The sequence below is a fragment of the Streptomyces bottropensis ATCC 25435 genome (assembly GCF_000383595.1).
Classification (GTDB): Bacteria; Actinomycetota; Actinomycetes; order Streptomycetales; family Streptomycetaceae; genus Streptomyces; species Streptomyces bottropensis.
In genome coordinates, this window is sequence record NZ_KB911581.1 from 8,671,887 (window position 1) to 8,687,692 (window position 15,806).

Consider the following 15,806-nt stretch of genomic DNA (forward strand, 5'->3'; position numbering starts at 1 on the left):
CTGTATATGTTGCGCAAATACTGAACAGTGACCGAAAAGCGACGCGCCCATATCCCCTGGACCGCCACTCGCCCCGTGAAGAAACCATCAAGCGGAGGCCGTCACGGTCACAGACGTCCGCAGGCCGAAGGGCGAGTGACCGGTTTCGGCCACGGACAGTCGGCGTTGTTCACACCTGAGCGTGACGGCGGACCGCCCGCCCCGCTCACCGAGTCACACGCTCAGCCCCCTTCCGCGAGCCGGCTCCGGGGCGGCGTGCCAGGCTCGGGAGCGCGCCGGGTGTGTCGGCCGGCGCGGCGTTCCGGTGCGTTCCGGTTCGGCGGTGGCCGTCCATGGGAGCGGAACGAGCCCGCACCCGCGAGGAGGCTGTGCGCATGCCGGTCGGTACGGACGGGTCCGAGGCCCCCTCGCCCGTGGACCCGAGGACGCTGCTGCGGAGCCGCGCCTACCTCGTCCTGCTGTTGACGGCCGCCCTGATCGGCGTACCGGTGTCCGCGGCGGCGTTCGGGTTCCTCGCGCTGGTCGGGGAGGTCCAGCCGCTGATCTACACGGATCTGCCCAGGTCGCTGGGGTTCGACGGAACGCCGTGGTGGTGGCCGTTTCCCCTGCTCGCCGTCGGCGGGTTGCTCGTGGCGCTGACGGTGAGGTACCTGCCGGGGAACGGCGGCCACGAACCGTCGGCCGGGTTCAAGCCCGCCGCCGCGCCCACCCCCGTCGAACTGCCCGGCATCTTCCTCGCCGCCCTGGCCACACTCAGCTTCGCCGCCGTCCTCGGCCCCGAGGCGCCGCTCCTGGCGCTCGGCGGCGGGCTCGCCGCCGGTGCCGTACGGATGGTCAGACGTGACCCCCCGGAGCAGATGAGCGCGGTGCTGGGCGCGGCGGGCAGCTTCGCGGCCGTCAGCTCGCTGCTGGGGTCACCCCTGCTGGGAGCGTTTCTCCTGATGGAGGCCTCGGGGCTGGGCGGGCCGATGATGGCGATGGTGCTGGTGCCCGGTCTGCTGGCCTCCGGCATCGGCGCGCTGGTCTTCGTCGGGCTGGGTTCCTGGACCGGGCTCGGCACCTACTCGCTGACGCTGCACGACGTGCCCGAGGCCGTGCGCCCGACGGTGGCGGAGTTCGGCTGGGCTCTGGTCATCGGGCTGTCGGCCGCGCTCGCGGGGGTGGGCATCCGATGGCTCGCCGTCCGGCTCAGGAGGCACGTCGAGCGGCGCCGTGTGCCGCTCACGGTGGTCATGGGCCTGGTCGTGGCCGGCCTGGCGACCGCTTTCGCGGAGGCCACCGGCAAACCGGCGACCGACGTCCTGTACTCGGGGCAGACGGCGATGGATCCGCTCCTGAGGCACAGTGCCGCGTACTCGGCGGGCGCGCTGGCACTGCTGGTGCTGTGCAAGGGCCTCGCCTACTGCGTGTCGCTCAGCGCTTTCCGGGGAGGGCCGATCTTTCCCGCGATGTTCGTGGGAGCGACCGGCGGCCTCCTGTTCTCCCACCTCCCGGGGCTGACCCTGATGGCCGGGTTCGCGATGGGGATCGGAGCGATGAGCGCCGCGATGCTGGGGCTGCCGCTGGTATCCGTCCTGCTGGCCACGCTGCTGATCGGGGCACAAGGGGTCACCGTCATGCCGCTGGTGATCGTCGCGGTCGTGGTCTCGTACGTCGCCACGGCGAAGCTCACGCCGCCGCCCGAGCCGGCATCGTCGCGGTCATCGCCGCCGTCACCGTCACCCTCGCCGTCGCCCTCCACCCCGGGACCAGCACCGGCACCGGCACCGGCACCTGCACCTGCACCTGGTCGACGGCGGCCATGAACCCGACGCCGCCGCTCACGACAGCGGCCCGAGGATCTCCTGGGACTCGATGAGCCCCTGCTGACTCCGGGCACCATGCCCACGGTCGTCCGCGACCGCATCGAGTCCGACCGCGAACGCTGCCGGCTCCGGGGCGAGCGAGGGATCTCCCTCGCCCTGACCGACGGAAGCGACACAAGCGACCGGAGCGCCCCGCCTCCCAGCCCGCGCCGCCTCGCGCTCACCGCCACCGGCACCTTCGAACCGTCACACCTGATCGGCCAGGTACGCCTGACCCTCGGCACCCTCCGGCCGCCGCACGCTGACGGCGGGTCAGGGGCGCACCCTCGGACGGCACGGCGACGGACGGACAGGCCGGAGGGCGGTCTCGGACGACAACCCCGGAAGGCGGCCCCGGACGGCTCCGGACGACGGCCCGGCGAGAACGAAGCGGCGCCCGAGCCGACCGAAGCCGAACCGGGCGCCGCACCGCAGGTCAGAGGGGGTAACCCCCACCCGCGAACCGTAGGCCCTGTGGGACTCGAACCCACAACCAATGGATTAAAAGTCCTGGTTGGATCCTGCTGGGTGGTTCCGGACACTACTTCGGGGTCCGGAATTACCTGGTCAGGCAGAGTGGTGCAGCCTGCCGAGTCCACGCCGTGATCGCCTGTGTCACACCATCCGCTCACGCATCGCTCACGCGTGGTGGGTCGCCGAGCAGCCATTTTACTCCGAGGGACGACGCACCAAGCCGCGCCCTGACCGCGAGCATGTCGGTGGGACGACGTCCCGGCCGGGCAGGCCCGACGGCGCGTAGGCGTTGGCTGCCTTGTCGTGGACGATCACGAGACCGTCGCGGGCGATGAGTACAGGGCCGCCCAGGAGCAGGCCGGCGATCAGGGCGATGGAGAGCTGGCTGAGGTCGTTGTGCTGCGCGGTGCATGCCGCCCAGTGGCCGAGGCCAACCCACTGCGGGATGGGAATCTGGAAGCGCAGCAGACGGATCAGCGGTCCAGGCGCAGCGCCCGCCTCAGTCATCTCCAGACACCATTCGGAAACGGTCGAACCGTTTCGGGGTGCTGAACATAGGGCGCCGCCAGAACCCGCCGGTGTCACGCCGCTTCAGTACGTCCTCCACGATCGCTCCCGCGTCCCGGTCGAAGCCGGCCGGGGCGAGCGAGACACGGTGGCAGAGCAGGTCTGAGTCGTCCTTCGAGTACCCCTCCCACTTGCCCGAGTCGTAGCGCTTCTCGGGCCGGATGACGTCGAGGAGCTGGTAGGCGTCAAGAGCCTGGTGGGTCTCGTACGCCTCCCGCCCCAACCCGTAGAGACCTTGCCTCACATCGCCCGTGACGTAGGTGACCGTGACCGGGTCGCCTTCCTCGGCACCGACCACGACCCCGTTGTACTTGAGGCGGTCAAACCACATGAGCAAGGCCGCGATCTCGCTGTTCGTGAGCACGTGCACCCAGCCGCGGGTGAAGAACTCGACCGGGGTCTCCACGTACATCTCGGTATCGTCGGACATCGTGTACGAGATGGCCGAGCTGATGGTGCTCGTCCCGTTCTCGCAGAGGAGCTGCAGCCCGGCGGTGAACCGTCCAGGTTTGGGGTCTGCCCGTACGAGAGCCATCCCCTCCAGCGTCTTGAGGGCCGCCATGATCTGACGTCGACGGTGCACGTCCTGAGACGCCAGCTGGATGCCGGGACCGGCGTACTGGCTGATGGAGGCCAACAAACTCATCCACGACAGCGGCTGCTTCGCCGTCGACTGCACCGAGTAGGGGGCGTCCCCCTGGCCCCACTGCGCACTGCGCGGCTGCCTGCCAAACGGTGTCGCCACCTGGCCGAGATCGGGCGACGGCTGACCGGGCAGGCCCTCGTGCGGCACGAGCCGAACCGGCGTCACCCGAGCCTGCTCACGCTGCTCGCGCAGTCCGCCGTCGACGTCCTCGACTCCGTGGTGCAGCTGTTCGACCAGACCCTGTCGGGCTCGGAGACACGCATCCGGATCAAGCTGCGCGACGCGCTTGCCGAGCGGGCCAGGCTGTCGGAGGACTGCCTCACCCTCTTCGATGAGACTGCCCGTGCTCGCCGACGCTGGCATCCCCGACGAGGACGTCGGCACGCTGCGAAGCAAGCCAGGAACAGGGCATCGCACACCACGCTGCCGTAGTCGTCGCGGCTGTCGGGGTAGCCCTGGGCGATGTCGCGCAGCGCGGCGGCGGTGATCAGGCGCAGGGGCTGGGCTCGGGCCAGCATCGCTTCGTCGAGCGGCACGAGGGCGGGAGCCGTCTCGGCCGCGGTCCGCTCGCCCGTCCGTCAGAAAGAACGCACAGGATAATTACGGTTATCCTGTGCCCATGAGAACGCCCCGTCAAAGTGTGCACATTTCGGGTGGAACACCAGACTTGCCGGTCTCGGTGCCGGCGCCGACGGCCGCCCCGTGCCCGGCGGTCTCGCCGTGGACATGCGCGTGCCGGGCGGAGCGTCGGCTCCGCCCGACACAGGGGGCGTCTTCGGGAAGGGGGTGCGTCAGGCGAGGACTCCCGTCACCACGGTGAGCACGAGCATGGCGGCGGTGAAGGCGGCGCCGGTCTTCTGGCACCGCGGTCCGCGCGCCTCGTCGCGGTGCAGGATGTACGCGAGGAGCGCGACGAAGGCCGCGCACATCACGCCGATGCCGACGCCCCCGATGCGCGCGCCACTCGGCGTGCCGCCCCCCAGCTCCAGCGCATGGAACAGCATGCCGAGGTTGACCACGGTGGCCAGCGCCGCCCTGCCCGCCCAGTTCCACCTGCTCTTCGGCGTCACGACGCCGGTGCCTTCGGCCGGGGCCAGCTGGGAACCCACGACCGCGAGGAACGCCGCGGCGACCGACCCGAATCCCAGGAACAGGACCTGTATGTCCGTCACGTCTCCCCCTTGATGAGGACACACCCGCTGGGCCGTCCGGTCGGCCACGGAACGCCGGTGTCCCTAAATAATAGGGACAGCGCAACAATTCGCCCAAACCTGGAGGTCAACGTGTCGGGACGCCCCGAGAAACCCATCGCGGCGGACGCCCCGCCGCCCGTGCGGCGGCTGGCGGAGGAGCTGCGCGGGCTGCGCGCCCGCGCCGGCACCGAGAAGCTCACCCTCCGCCGGTGGAGCCAACTGGCCTCGGTCAGCCCCTCGGCCCTGTCCCGTGCCACCTCCGGCGAGTCGGTGCCCTCCGCGAGCACGGTGGACGCCCTGGCGAAGGCCCTCGGCGTGAGCCCCAAGGAACGCGCCGAGCTCCAGACACTCCGGGCTCAAGCCGTGCGGGCGACGGCGACGCGGGAGACGAACGAGTCCAGCCGCTCCGACTCGCCGGGCATCACCCGCCGTGCCGAGAAGGACGACGCCGCAGCGGAGGTCAGCCTCGCGGAGCTGGCGCGCCGCCCCAGGAGGATCCTGGTGGCCGCCCTGAGGGAAGAGGCCCAGAAGCAGCTGCTCGTCTCCCTGCACACTGCGGCAGGCGCGCCGTCCGTACGTGAGATCGCGGACCGTACGGGACTGCCGCGCTCCACGGTCCACCGGGCCCTGACCGGACAGTCCACGGCCGGAGCGAAGGATGTGGCGGACAGCCTCGTCGCCCAGCTGATGTCCGAGGGCCGCGACGACTGGACCGCCAAGATCGACAGCACCTTCCAGTACCCGACGTCCCCCGCCGAGGCCCCGCCCCTGTTCCGGGCGACCTCCCCCGGCGAACGCATGGATGCGGAGCGGGCGTTCAGCGAGTTCACCGACAGCCTCCGCCGGTTCAGGAACTTGATCGCGCACGGGCAAGTGGAGGCGGACCCCCTGTTCCGCGTCCAGGTGATGGCACTGGCCGCCCTCGTCGAGGAGCGCCTTGCCCCGGCCGACTTCAAGCGGCCGGAGATCAGACCCAGCGAGGGCGAGATCAGGTTCAACACGGAGGGCGAGGTCGAGGTCATGGGCCCGGAGGGCGAGTGGATCGAGTTGCCTGACGATCCCTCCTGGCGCCGGGAAACCCACGCGGGCGAGCAGGCATCGGGCCGGAGGCGCGAGGCATGAGCGCGATCGACGCGCCGACCGGGTACGCCGAGGGCGCGGTGCCCGCCGAACCGGTGCGCGCGCCACGGGCGACCGTGTCGACGCTGCACCGTGACCCGCGCGACCTGTGGCCGGAGCACGCCCGCAAGCTGTACGCCCACCTGGTCGGCATCTACGGCGAGGACGACGTGCTGCCCACGCTGGCCGCGTCCTGGATCGCCAACCGGCGCTCGGACAACACCCGGCGCGCGTACGCCCGCGGCTTCAAAGTGTTCGAGGAATTCGCCCGCGAACACGGCACCCACCCGATGGCGGTGAAGTTCGCCCTGGCGGACGCGTTCCGGATGTGGCTGGAGCAGACCCCGACCTGGGTGCGGGTCAAGGGCGGCCGCCCTGGCGAGATGACCCGCGCCGGCAAGCCCTACTCGGACGCGTCACGGGCAAACGCCCTGTCGGCGGCCTCCAGCTTCTTCACCTACCTGGACAAGATCAGCGACGACGGCGTGAAGAACCCGTTCGACGCCGTACAGCGGCCCGTGATCGACCCCGACTACTCGCCCACCCCCGGCTACACCGAACAGGAGTGGACCACCCTCCTCCGCACTGCCCGCGAACACCACCGCGCCGCCGACCACCGCAAGCGGGCCTACGCCCTCCTGCTCGTGCTCTACACCTGCTGCCTGCGCATCGACTCCCTGCTCAACGCCCGCGTCGAGGACCTGGGCTACGACCGCGGGCACCACGTCCTGCACCTGGAGAAGGTCAAGGGCGGTGGCCGGAGGAAGAAGCCGATCCCGCCGGTCGCCTGGGACGCCCTCCAGGAGTACCTCGGCGACCGCGCAGAGGGGTGGCTGTTCTGCACCGCCAGCGGCCGACAGCTCGACGAACCGGCCGTCTGGCGCCTGCTCCAGTCCCTGGCCAAGCGCGCCGGGCTGCCCCTGCGCGGCCCTCACGGAGTCAAGGGCGACGCGGTCACCCATGCCCTGGCCAAGCCCGACGCGCGCCCGGACAAGGTTCAGCGCTGGGCCGACCACAAAGACTCCCGGACCACGCAGCGCTACAACCGGCGCAAGGAACTGCTCGACGACAGCCCCGGCTATGGCCTCGCGGCCGACCTCGCCAGCACCCTGGAAAACGGCACAGCCTAAGGAGTCAGCACACTCAAAGGGCCTGAACTGCGGTAACGCCGCAGTTCAGGCCCTTTGTCAGCTCGGATACGGCACATTATCCGAGGCGAGACGCGCCGTGCCACTACATCACCCGAACGAGTGCAGATCTCTTGCCAGATTCTCCCCGGTCTAAACGGAGAGGGGCCGGAGGGGCACACTGCCGGTGGAGACCCGGGAGAACTGGGTAAGAATCCGTCGGAAGGTTCCAGTGAAGATCACCATTGAGGGGGCGAGCGAGGAGTTCGCCGAGAAGGTGCTCGCGCTCGCCGCGCAGCAGGGCGCGGAGCTGACCGTCGCCACCGTACAGACCGGCTGGACCGTCGACCGCGCCGAACGCTACCTCCGCTCCCTCCCTGTCGGCGCTCGCCGGTTCGCCGAGATGGTCGTCGTGGAGGGTGACGGCTACCTCGACGCCGACCAACTGCGGTCCGTCATCGGCCGGTTGAACGGGCCGACGGTCGCCCTGTCCCGCGCCGTCCCGCGCGGGGTGAAGAAGGGGTGGTGGCCGGAGGGCACGAGCGCGCCGATCACCCCGGTGTCCGACCCGGACAACCCGAGCTGGCACCAGAACATCGCGTACCAGATGGACACGGAGAACGTGCCCGTCTTCCGTGAAGCGCTGAGGAACCTGCTCCTGTCCTCGGCGCGGCCCTGGTCCGGTGAGGCGCCGTCGGCCCTCGACGCGCCGACGGGCTGGGCGGCCGCGGACGACATCCCCCGCGTCATGGGCCCCAACAGCGATTTCGAGCAGGGCAGTTGATGCAGATCAGACGGGGGTTGCGCGGCTAGCCCTCCGATCCCCGAGAGTCGGCCCGGCCCGTCAGCCCGGCGGACCCCATCCGTCATCTCGCAGGAGTCAACCGTCATGCCCGTCCTCGTCTCCCTCGCCCTCGACAAGAGTCTGGACCTGCTCGGCACCGCTGTGGGCCAGGGACTGCTGGTGGTGTTGCTGATCGCGGCCGCCGTAATCGCGTGGCTGTGGAGCCGCCGCCCGGTCGACGCCGTACCGCCGCGCGTACGGCAGTTCACGCTCCTGCGCACCGAGGACTCCGACGGTTCGCCGGTCCGGTACGAGACCACCCTGCCAACCGGCACCACGATCACGCCCTGGGTCAACGGCAACCAACGCCACTACACCCTCACCGACGGCCAGTTGGCCGACGGCACCTTCGCCGCCGAGCCGCTGGACCATCTCTGACGATCGCCCACTACATCCCCAAGGAGACGGCATGTCGTTATCGCCGGCGCGAGCTGACCTACGACGGACTGCGCGCGGCAGAGGCCAAGGGCAGCAAGGGCGGGCGCCGCCCCGCCGTTCCAGCCGACAAGACCGACGACCCAGCCGGTTGTCCGGCACGGCCACCGTGGTGGCGCGCAGGTGCTCGGGGTGCCGGTAAGAGCCGTGTCATGGATCCTGCTGGCTTATTCCGTGCCCGGAGGGTCTGGCGGCTCGTTGGTCAGGGCAGCAGCGGCCGTCTTGGCGTTCCGGTCGCGAGTGGGGTGTGGAATGTCGATGCGGCCGAGGGCGTGGCCGAAGGTGCCTGAGCTGACCGCGCAGGTGGCGCGGGCGGTGGCGGCACGGGGCCCGTACCGTTGGCGATGCGGGTCCGTGACGAGCTGGGCGAGTTGTTCGCGGACGCCGAGTTCGCCGAGGCGTTCGGAACCAGGGGGCGGCCGGGCTGGTCACCGGGCCAGCTGGCGCTGGTGACGCTGTTGCAGTTCGCCGAGAACCTCACCGACCGGGCGGCGGCGCATCGGGTGCGGTACGGCATGGACCTGAAGTACGCGCTCGGCCTGGAGCTGGATGATCCCGGGTTCGACACCTCGGTGCTGTCCGAGTTCCGCACGCGGTTGGTCGAGCACGGGATGGAGGAGAAGGTGCTCGACCTGCTGCTGACCGCGCTCAAGGACCGGGGCCTGGTGAAGGCCGGAGGCAGGCAGCGCACCGACTCCACCCGCGTGCTGGCGGCGGTACGCGACCTGAACAGGCTGGAGCTGGCCGGGGAACACTGCGGGCCACGCTGGAGGCGCTGGCCTGCGCGGCCCCGGACTGGCTGGCCCAGGCGGTGCCCGTTCGGGAATGGGCCGAACGCTACGGCCCACGGACTCACTCCTGGCATCCGCCGGCTTCCACGAGCAAGCGCGAGGAGATGGCTCTGGTCTACGGCCGGGACGGGTTCACGCTGCTGGAGGCGGTGCATGCCCCTGATGCTCCGGCCTGGCTGCGCGAACTCCCGGCGGTGCAGGTCCTGCGCACGATGTGGGTGCAGAACTACCACCGCACCGTGTCCGAGGCCGGAGCGGAGGTGAAGCGGCGGGAGAGCAAAGACCTCCCGCCCGCCAGACTGAGGCTGGCCTCTCCGTACGACACCGATGCCCGCTACGGCCGCAAACAGGGCTCCTGGTGGACCGGCTACAAGATCCACATCAGTGAGTCCTGCGACGATGCCGATGACCAGGACCCGGCTGCCGACGGCCGGGCGCTGATCCCCGGAGCCGACGGACCGCCGCCGCGCTTGATCACCGGCATCGCGACCACCGACGCCACGGTGACCGACGCGGAAATGACCGAACCGGTCCATCACATGCTCGCCGCTCGCGATCTCCTGCCCGCCGAGCACTTCCTCGACTCCGGTTACGCCTCCGCCGAGTTGATCGTGGGCATGAAGAAGAACTTCGGGGTCACCCTGGTCACCCCGGTCCTGATGAACAGCTCACCCCAGGCGCGTGCCGGCGCCGGGTTCGACCGCACCGCGTTCACCATCGACTGGGACAAGCGGCAGGCCACCTGCCCACGCGGGGACACCAGCACCTGGTGGAGCCCCGCCACCCTGCGCGGCACCAAGGCCATCGTCATCAAGTTCGACAAGGAGACATGCCGCCCCTGCCCGGTGCGCGATCAGTGCACCAGCTCGAAGACCGGCGGCCGAACTCTCTCCCTGCAACCCCGCAAGGTTCAAGAAGTCCTCGACCATGCCCGCCTCCAGCAGGGCGACGAGCAGTGGCGAGCCAAGTACGGAACCCGCGCGGGCGTCGAGGGAACCATCCACCAGGCCGTCGCGGTCACCGGGATGAGACGTGCCCGCTACCTCGGTCTCCAGAAGACCCACCTGGAGCACGTCTTCTCCGCCGTCGCGCTCAACCTCATACGCCTCGATGCCTGGTGGAACGGCCACCCGCTCGACCGCACCCGCGTCAGCCACCTTGCCCGACTCGACCTCTCCTTCGCCGCCTGACCGAATAAGCAAGCAAGATCGTCACCAATCGCAAGCGGGCCCCACGGCCGATCAGATCCGTGTTCTGCCCGCCGGTTGAACCTTTACATCGGCGGGCAGACTGGTCGTCAGGCGCATCCCAAACCGCCTGTAATCGGTTGCGGGGGATCATGGAACTCAAAATGCTCGAAGTCACCCGGAAAGGTCCGGTTCCCTACGATGGGGCCGCCCTTTTGTGGGCGACCCCTCGGGGACTTGATGGCCCCTGGGGGAGTGCCCGCGCCAGCCTGGGCCACAGGTGGGCAACGGACCGTGGGTACGCCGACGACTATGGCCCGTTTCCTCTCGACCTGAGCTTCGTGCCGTCGCGAGTCCAGGAAGGCAACTGTCGTTGGGCTGGCCTAAAGGGCCCGAAGACCACGCTGGGGGCGCCGTTCCGGACGTTCGGCCATGACTCCTATGACTCCGGCTTCCCCTATGAAGGGGATGCGGTCGAATCATGGAACTTCAGGTGCGACGAGTGCGGAAGTGAGTTCGTCGGCATGAACGAAGACGACGCCGTCCATGACATCGATCCAGTGGTCATGAAAACCGGTTTCGGGTTCGACGCCCAGCGCAGGCTGTTCACGGCTTCGGATGAGCCTGGGACGCTGCTCGTCCTGCTCTCCAGCGAGAATCGGGGCATTTTCGGCCTGCTCAAGCCCCCTCGGGCCAGCTTCGCCTACGCTCGGGAGTACGGCCACATGACGGGGCGGAAGCCGGTCTATGAGGGGCAGTGGTCCAAGAGCTACAACTACGCAGTCCTGCGGTCCGCCTGACGTCCGCTGCAATCCCCCTACACAGCGGGCCCTCTCGGCCCAGGGGGCACATCGATGACCGCTGACGATGTGCCCCTTAGAACTAGACCGATCACGGCCGCGCGGCGCCCACCGTCCAGATCCTCGGCGAGTACTGAGCGACCTGCGTCCTATGCCCCGCAGGCGAGAGCAACAAGGATCTCTGCGACGCTGAACTATGCCAAAGAGGACTGGAGCGCCTACCTTGCGGCCCTCATGAGTTGAGCGCGACGGGGGCCCCGGCCCCCGAGCGCGCTGCATACTTCCCGGCTGGCCTGCCTAGGTGGTCACCTGCGACTGCCGGGGCAGTTCGGCGTGCCGCACCGCGTCGGAGGTCAGGGCGATGACCACGCCCAGGCTGGCGAAGATGCCGCAGCCGAGGAACACGGGGGCGGCGCCCCAGGCTCCGATGGCGGCGCCGACCAGCGGGTAGCTGAGGGGGGGCGAGGCCGACCATGGTGAGCATGACGACGGAGGTGACCCGGCCGAGATAGGCCGGGTCCGCCGCGGTCTGTATGAGGGCGTTGTCCAGGCTGCCGACGACGCCCACGTTCAACCCGATGACCGCGGCCAGCACAACCGCGAGCCAGAGGGTAGGCACGAGCGCGATGGTGGCCGCGCCCGCGCAGGTAATGAGCAGTGTCCCGGACAGCATCAGGCCAGCACGGGGCAGCCAACCGGCGATGGCGAGCAGCGTGGCGCTGGCTGCTGCTCCTGCACTGAAGCTGCTGACGATCCAGCCGTAACCGGAAGGGCCCCAGCCGCGTTCGGCGTTGAGGAGCACCATGCCGACGTTCAGGGTACCGATGAGCCCGAGCTCACAGATGGCGCCGACGGCGACGAGCGGGCCGATGAGCCGGTGGCGGCGGATGTAGCGCAGGCCGTCGAGTAGGTCCTGCCGCGCGGTGCCGGGCTCCGGCCGCTCGGCGTCGCGCGCCCCGAGGGGCCGTACCCGTACCGTGAGCAGGAGCGGCAGGGACAGTGCGATGAGCAGGCCTGCGACAGTGAAGGCGGCCGTAGGACCACCGAGTCCCATGGCCAGGCCGCCGATCGGCGGGCCCGCGATCTGGCTCAGGCGCATCGACAGTGAGCGCATGCCGGTGACCCGGGCCAGCTGGTCGGGGGTGGTGATCCGTGGCGGAAGGGCACCGACAGCGGGTATGAACAGCGCGTCCACGGCACCGAAGATGAGCGCCACCGCGACCAGGATCCACAAGGCCGGCGCCGTCAGCGCGATGCCGGCGGCCACCGTCAGGATGACGAGGCAGCGCAGTGCGTCACTGCCGAGAATCACTCGACGAGGGTCGAACCGGTCGGCCGCCACGCCCCCGCCGAGCATGAGTAACGCTCGTGGTAACGCCCCTGAAGCCATGACGAGGCCGACTTCGGTGGGGCCGGCGGCCTTCTGGGCGGACCAGGCGAGGGCGACGAAGTACACGCTGTCGCCGATGAGGGAGACGGTGTACGCGGTGAGCCAGCGCAGCACGTTTCCGTCGCGGTGGGCCGGTGTGGTGGCGCATTCGGGCAGGGCTGGCTTTGCGGTGGTCATGGCGGTCTCCGGTAAGTCGGGATAACGGCCGGGTCAGGGCCGGAAGGGGAAGCCGTAGAGGTGCACGGATACGTGCTCGCGGTCCTGGGTGTCACCGGCTGTCTTGGCGGCCTTGCCGTGCTCCCGCCAGCGCCGGGCCAGCGCCTCGAGTTCGTCGCTCATCTCGGCGAGTTCGGCCGGGGTGAGGTCGAGCAGCCACTCGGAGCTGAAAGACGCGTCACTCCACGCCTTGCCCCAGGCGGCCTTCTGGTCGAGATATGCGCGGTACTGGGCGACGCGGGTTTCGAAGATGCCGCGGGTCACTGCGCCGACCGCAGCGGCCCCCTCGGGCGTGTCCGCAAAGTCTGAGTCGCGGAAGCCCCAGCCCTCCTCAGACGCCACCTTCCACCACCGCTCGCGGCCGTCAGCCCCCTGGCCGCTCGCCTGGGTCACGAAGCCGTGCTCGGCCAGCTTGCGCAGGTGGTAACTGACCAGCGACGGCGTCTCGTCGACATGCTCGGCGAGCTGAGAGGCCGTCGCGGTGCCCGCGGCGTACAGCAGCCGGTAGAGCTGCATCCGTAGCGGGTTCATGAACGCCCTCAACCGTGACAGCTCGGTGATCTGCTCAGGCTCGTGCTTCGGTCGCATGCCGTCACCGTAGATGTGAAGCGAAAACTTCGCAATAATTCCTTCAGGTTCTCGCTCGGCGAGAAGGGCCGGCTTCTCACAGAGGTCCGTGGCGGCCGTTGCGCTAGCGCGTGTTCCGGCCGATCCGCTGCAGCCCCCGTCAGAGCGAGGCATCTGCTGCCCTCAGCGGTTGATCACCCGCCGAATTCCGCACTTGCCGAATACTGACCCTCTACCAGTTGGCAACTGAGGGAGTCGAGCCACGCGAGTATCGGGTGTGGCTCAAGCCAGGGGAACAGGTCCATCCGGTCGAGGGCGCCGACTACGACCAGGTCCCGAATTACCCGCTGCCCCGGGAGGACCAGGCCAGCGGGCCGCCCTCCGACCGGTGGACGTGGAAGATCGCGCGGACTCGCCCGAAGGGCGGTCGCCCCGGCGAGGTGGTCGTGCACATCTGGGACTGCCCCGACGCGCCCGCCGGCGCACCGGAGGTGGACCTGTTCGAGGCGCTTGAGGTGATGCGGTCGAGCGCCGGGGCGGTCGCCTGCAAGGAGTGCGGCGCGGCGGTGGCCCTCCACCCGCTGCTGGAAGCGCCGCGATGACGGGTGCGTCGCGCGCGGCGGCCTACAGCACCAGGAGCACGGTGTCGGGGAACAACGGTACAGCGGTTGGCGTTGAGAACGATCAAGGTCCGGATGCCAGGTCGTGCAAGAGCGACAGCAGGCCGGTTGTCAGCAATGCTTCTTGGGCGTCCAGACCGAGTTGGAGTCCTTCGCGCACGGCAACTCGGGCCCCTCGTCCGGAATAGACTCCCGGTTCCGCAGACCGATCAAGGGGAACCGTCCGTGGACTTCAAGATGAGCAGTGACTTCGCCTCAGCCATGGTCACCGTGATCCCCATCGTGTTGCTGATCGCGGCGATCGAGTTCAGTACGGCGGCGCGCTCCGGCCGGGACCGGAAGATGGTCCACCTCAGACAGGTGGCAGAGGCGCTAAGCCGAAGTGAGCCTGAGCCTGCGGCGATCAGCCGTAGCGAGAAGGCAGTGTCGAACATCGCTTACATGTTCTGGTACCTCGTATTTGGCACTCACATTGCAGCCGAGACCATGCTGGTGAAGTGGCTGGCCGAGGTTCATCATCACGATCGCCCCTGGCTGGCCACTTTTGTCGTCTGGGTGACCTCCTTCGGGTTCGTGGCCGTGGTTGTGGGCGGCGGCTTCCAAATGTGGCTTGGCGCTGTGAGGGAACGTTCGGAGCGCGTCCACCTCCAGGCACAGATCGACGGAGCCCGCGCTATCGCAGCAACGGCAACGCAAAACCCTCCTGCTCCGTAGGCGCAGGCACGCAGGTGGAGGCGCACCAGCGCAACAGCTGACCCTCATCATCCGGCGGCCTTCCCCGCAGTCCAGCTCATCCTGGAGTGCTGACTGATCATGATCTTCCTCAGCGCCAACGGCTGTACCGATGTTCCCCGCGACCGGAGCAGGACGTGGCCGACTCCATCGTCCGGTAGGAACGCGCGGGCTGACGTACAGACAGTGCAGGGCCCCGGGTGGTTCTCCGCCCGGGGCCCTGTTGTTCGTCTGGCCTACGCAGTGCTGGGCTCGCCGCTGATGCGGGCGACGGTCTCGGCGAAGGCGCGGTGATCGGCGACGGCGTGCCGGGCACGCGACCAGGGCCACCCGAAGAAGTGCCGCTGGACCGGCACGGTCAGCGCGAGCAGCAATTCCACCTTGGTGGCCTCCTCCCGTTCGGACAGCACGACCGCACGCGCGTGACCGGCATAGTCGATGGCGAGCCGGATGATGCGGGAGCTTGGGTAGCTGCCGGCGTACGTCGCGGCGTTGTCGAGCAGCCACACGGTGGCCTCGTCGAGCTGCTGCCACCAGCGGTTCCGCTCGGCCGTCAGCCGTTCGCGCATGACGGGCGTCCAGTCGGGATCGTCGGCCGACGGTAGCTCGAACCTCTGCAGCAGGGAGCAGGCGGAGATGACGCGCAGCATGCTCGCGCCGAAGGTGTCGCGGGCGGTGTGGACCTCGCCCAGTCGTTTCTTGCGGGCCTCCATGCGAGGGGTGACGAACAGACCGACCGCAAGGGTGGTCACCACGGCGGTGACGGCGGCCACCAGCAGGGTCCACAGGGTGTTGGGCATGGGTCAGATGCTCCCGCACCTCGCGGGTACGCCCGGACGGTCAGCTCGTCGGGCCCTCGACCTCGCCCTGGGCGGTCCACTTCCTGTGCACGCGCTCGCGGCGTCGGTCTCCTCGATGAGCTGGATCACTACGGCCAGGCCGGTGCCGTAGAGCCCAACCCACTCCTTGTACCGGTCCTGCGCGGTGTCCTGGATTGCCCACTCGCCCTCGACGACCGGGCCCTCCGCCTGGAACTGCAGCCGGGCGAGGTGCTTGGTCACCACGGGTCGCTCCTCGTCTCGGTGCACCGGACCATCATCGCGCCTGGTGCCGTGCCGGGGAGCGCTCAGCAGGAGCGCAGCGCCTCGTCGCAGTTTGCGGGTCCTAGGCGACCGTGTCCGCCCAATCTGCTCGACCCGTCAACTGCACGACGCGCCGAAGGTCATTCCAGAGGTCGGCACCACCCGGTCTGAT

At 69.4% G+C, this 15,806-nt stretch carries 16 protein-coding genes and 2 pseudogenes; 11 read left to right on the forward strand and 7 right to left on the reverse strand.

Going from position 1 to position 15,806, the window contains the following annotated elements:
- The first annotated feature begins 374 nt into the window (after nt 1–374).
- A complete protein-coding gene (locus tag STRBO_RS0138420) occupies nt 375–1,805 on the forward strand; it encodes a chloride channel protein (protein WP_020115748.1) in 1,431 nt (476 codons plus the stop codon).
- A gap of 708 nt (nt 1,806–2,513) precedes the next feature.
- Here STRBO_RS0138420 and STRBO_RS0138425 read toward each other — a convergent pair.
- Both STRBO_RS0138425 and STRBO_RS0138430 read right to left on the reverse strand, forming a co-directional pair.
- Nucleotides 2,514–2,825: a hypothetical protein gene (locus STRBO_RS0138425; RefSeq protein WP_005477530.1), complete on the reverse strand. Its 312-nt coding sequence runs from the start codon at nt 2,823–2,825 to the stop codon at nt 2,514–2,516.
- Nucleotides 2,818–3,630 (reverse strand): hypothetical protein, encoded by an 813-nt coding sequence (locus tag STRBO_RS0138430; RefSeq protein ID WP_245170645.1) that lies wholly within the window; start codon nt 3,628–3,630, stop codon nt 2,818–2,820. Before STRBO_RS0138430 ends, STRBO_RS0138425 begins: the two co-directional genes overlap by 8 nt.
- Nucleotides 3,631–3,669: 39 nt before the next feature.
- Between STRBO_RS0138430 and STRBO_RS44260 the strand changes: the two genes are divergently transcribed.
- Complete coding sequence (locus STRBO_RS44260) at nt 3,670–3,963, forward strand: hypothetical protein (RefSeq protein WP_202499051.1); 294 nt, start codon at nt 3,670–3,672, stop codon at nt 3,961–3,963.
- 359 nt (nt 3,964–4,322) lie between these two features.
- Here the strand turns inward: STRBO_RS44260 and STRBO_RS0138440 are convergent, their stop codons facing one another.
- Nucleotides 4,323–4,703 (reverse strand): hypothetical protein, encoded by a 381-nt coding sequence (locus STRBO_RS0138440; protein ID WP_020115751.1) that lies wholly within the window; start codon nt 4,701–4,703, stop codon nt 4,323–4,325.
- 111 nt (nt 4,704–4,814) lie between these two features.
- On the opposite strand from STRBO_RS0138440, the gene STRBO_RS0138445 reads away from it, so the two are divergent.
- The 7 genes and pseudogenes from STRBO_RS0138445 to STRBO_RS40825 all read left to right on the forward strand — a co-directional run bounded on the left by STRBO_RS0138445 (nt 4,815) and on the right by STRBO_RS40825 (nt 11,027).
- On the forward strand, nt 4,815–5,846 hold the full coding sequence (locus tag STRBO_RS0138445; RefSeq protein WP_005477535.1) for a helix-turn-helix domain-containing protein: 1,032 nt from the start codon (nt 4,815–4,817) through the stop codon (nt 5,844–5,846).
- Nucleotides 5,843–6,973, forward strand: coding sequence for a tyrosine-type recombinase/integrase (locus STRBO_RS0138450; RefSeq protein WP_005477536.1), 1,131 nt, complete (start codon nt 5,843–5,845; stop codon nt 6,971–6,973). The genes STRBO_RS0138445 and STRBO_RS0138450 overlap by 4 nt, the downstream gene beginning before the upstream one ends.
- A gap of 229 nt (nt 6,974–7,202) precedes the next feature.
- On the forward strand, nt 7,203–7,754 hold the full coding sequence (locus STRBO_RS0138455; protein WP_005477537.1) for a hypothetical protein: 552 nt from the start codon (nt 7,203–7,205) through the stop codon (nt 7,752–7,754).
- Between the two features lie 105 nt (nt 7,755–7,859).
- Nucleotides 7,860–8,192: a hypothetical protein gene (locus tag STRBO_RS0138460; protein ID WP_005477538.1), complete on the forward strand. Its 333-nt coding sequence runs from the start codon at nt 7,860–7,862 to the stop codon at nt 8,190–8,192.
- A 401-nt stretch (nt 8,193–8,593) separates the two neighbouring features.
- Nucleotides 8,594–8,785, forward strand: a pseudogene (locus STRBO_RS45290) (transposase); the annotation flags it as partial.
- A 359-nt stretch (nt 8,786–9,144) separates the two neighbouring features.
- Nucleotides 9,145–10,230, forward strand: a complete 1,086-nt coding sequence (locus STRBO_RS45295; RefSeq protein ID WP_005477540.1) for a transposase — start codon at nt 9,145–9,147, stop codon at nt 10,228–10,230.
- 161 nt (nt 10,231–10,391) lie between these two features.
- Nucleotides 10,392–11,027, forward strand: coding sequence for a hypothetical protein (locus STRBO_RS40825; protein ID WP_020115753.1), 636 nt, complete (start codon nt 10,392–10,394; stop codon nt 11,025–11,027).
- A 297-nt stretch (nt 11,028–11,324) separates the two neighbouring features.
- On the opposite strand, the pseudogene STRBO_RS40830 reads toward STRBO_RS40825, so the two are convergent.
- Together STRBO_RS40830 and STRBO_RS0138485 are read right to left on the reverse strand one after the other, a co-directional pair.
- Nucleotides 11,325–12,594: pseudogene (locus tag STRBO_RS40830) on the reverse strand (MFS transporter).
- A gap of 33 nt (nt 12,595–12,627) precedes the next feature.
- On the reverse strand, nt 12,628–13,221 hold the full coding sequence (locus STRBO_RS0138485) for a winged helix-turn-helix domain-containing protein (protein ID WP_005477544.1): 594 nt from the start codon (nt 13,219–13,221) through the stop codon (nt 12,628–12,630).
- Nucleotides 13,222–13,439: 218 nt separating this feature from the next.
- Here STRBO_RS0138485 and STRBO_RS0138490 point away from each other — a divergent pair, with 218 nt between their 5' ends.
- Both STRBO_RS0138490 and STRBO_RS0138495 read left to right on the forward strand, forming a co-directional pair.
- Nucleotides 13,440–13,802 (forward strand): DUF6233 domain-containing protein, encoded by a 363-nt coding sequence (locus tag STRBO_RS0138490; protein ID WP_202499040.1) that lies wholly within the window; start codon nt 13,440–13,442, stop codon nt 13,800–13,802.
- 243 nt (nt 13,803–14,045) lie between these two features.
- Nucleotides 14,046–14,534 carry a hypothetical protein gene (locus STRBO_RS0138495; RefSeq protein ID WP_020115755.1) on the forward strand — a complete coding sequence of 163 codons (489 nt, stop codon included), beginning with the start codon at nt 14,046–14,048 and terminating at the stop codon, nt 14,532–14,534.
- A gap of 254 nt (nt 14,535–14,788) precedes the next feature.
- Here STRBO_RS0138495 and STRBO_RS0138500 read toward each other — a convergent pair whose 3' ends face one another.
- On the reverse strand, nt 14,789–15,352 hold the full coding sequence (locus STRBO_RS0138500; protein WP_005477552.1) for a hypothetical protein: 564 nt from the start codon (nt 15,350–15,352) through the stop codon (nt 14,789–14,791).
- A 3-nt stretch (nt 15,353–15,355) separates the two neighbouring features.
- The gene (locus STRBO_RS0138505; RefSeq protein WP_005477553.1) at nt 15,356–15,616 is read right to left on the reverse strand and encodes a hypothetical protein; all 261 of its coding nucleotides are present in this window, start codon (nt 15,614–15,616) and stop codon (nt 15,356–15,358) included.
- Nucleotides 15,617–15,806 lie beyond the last annotated feature (190 nt).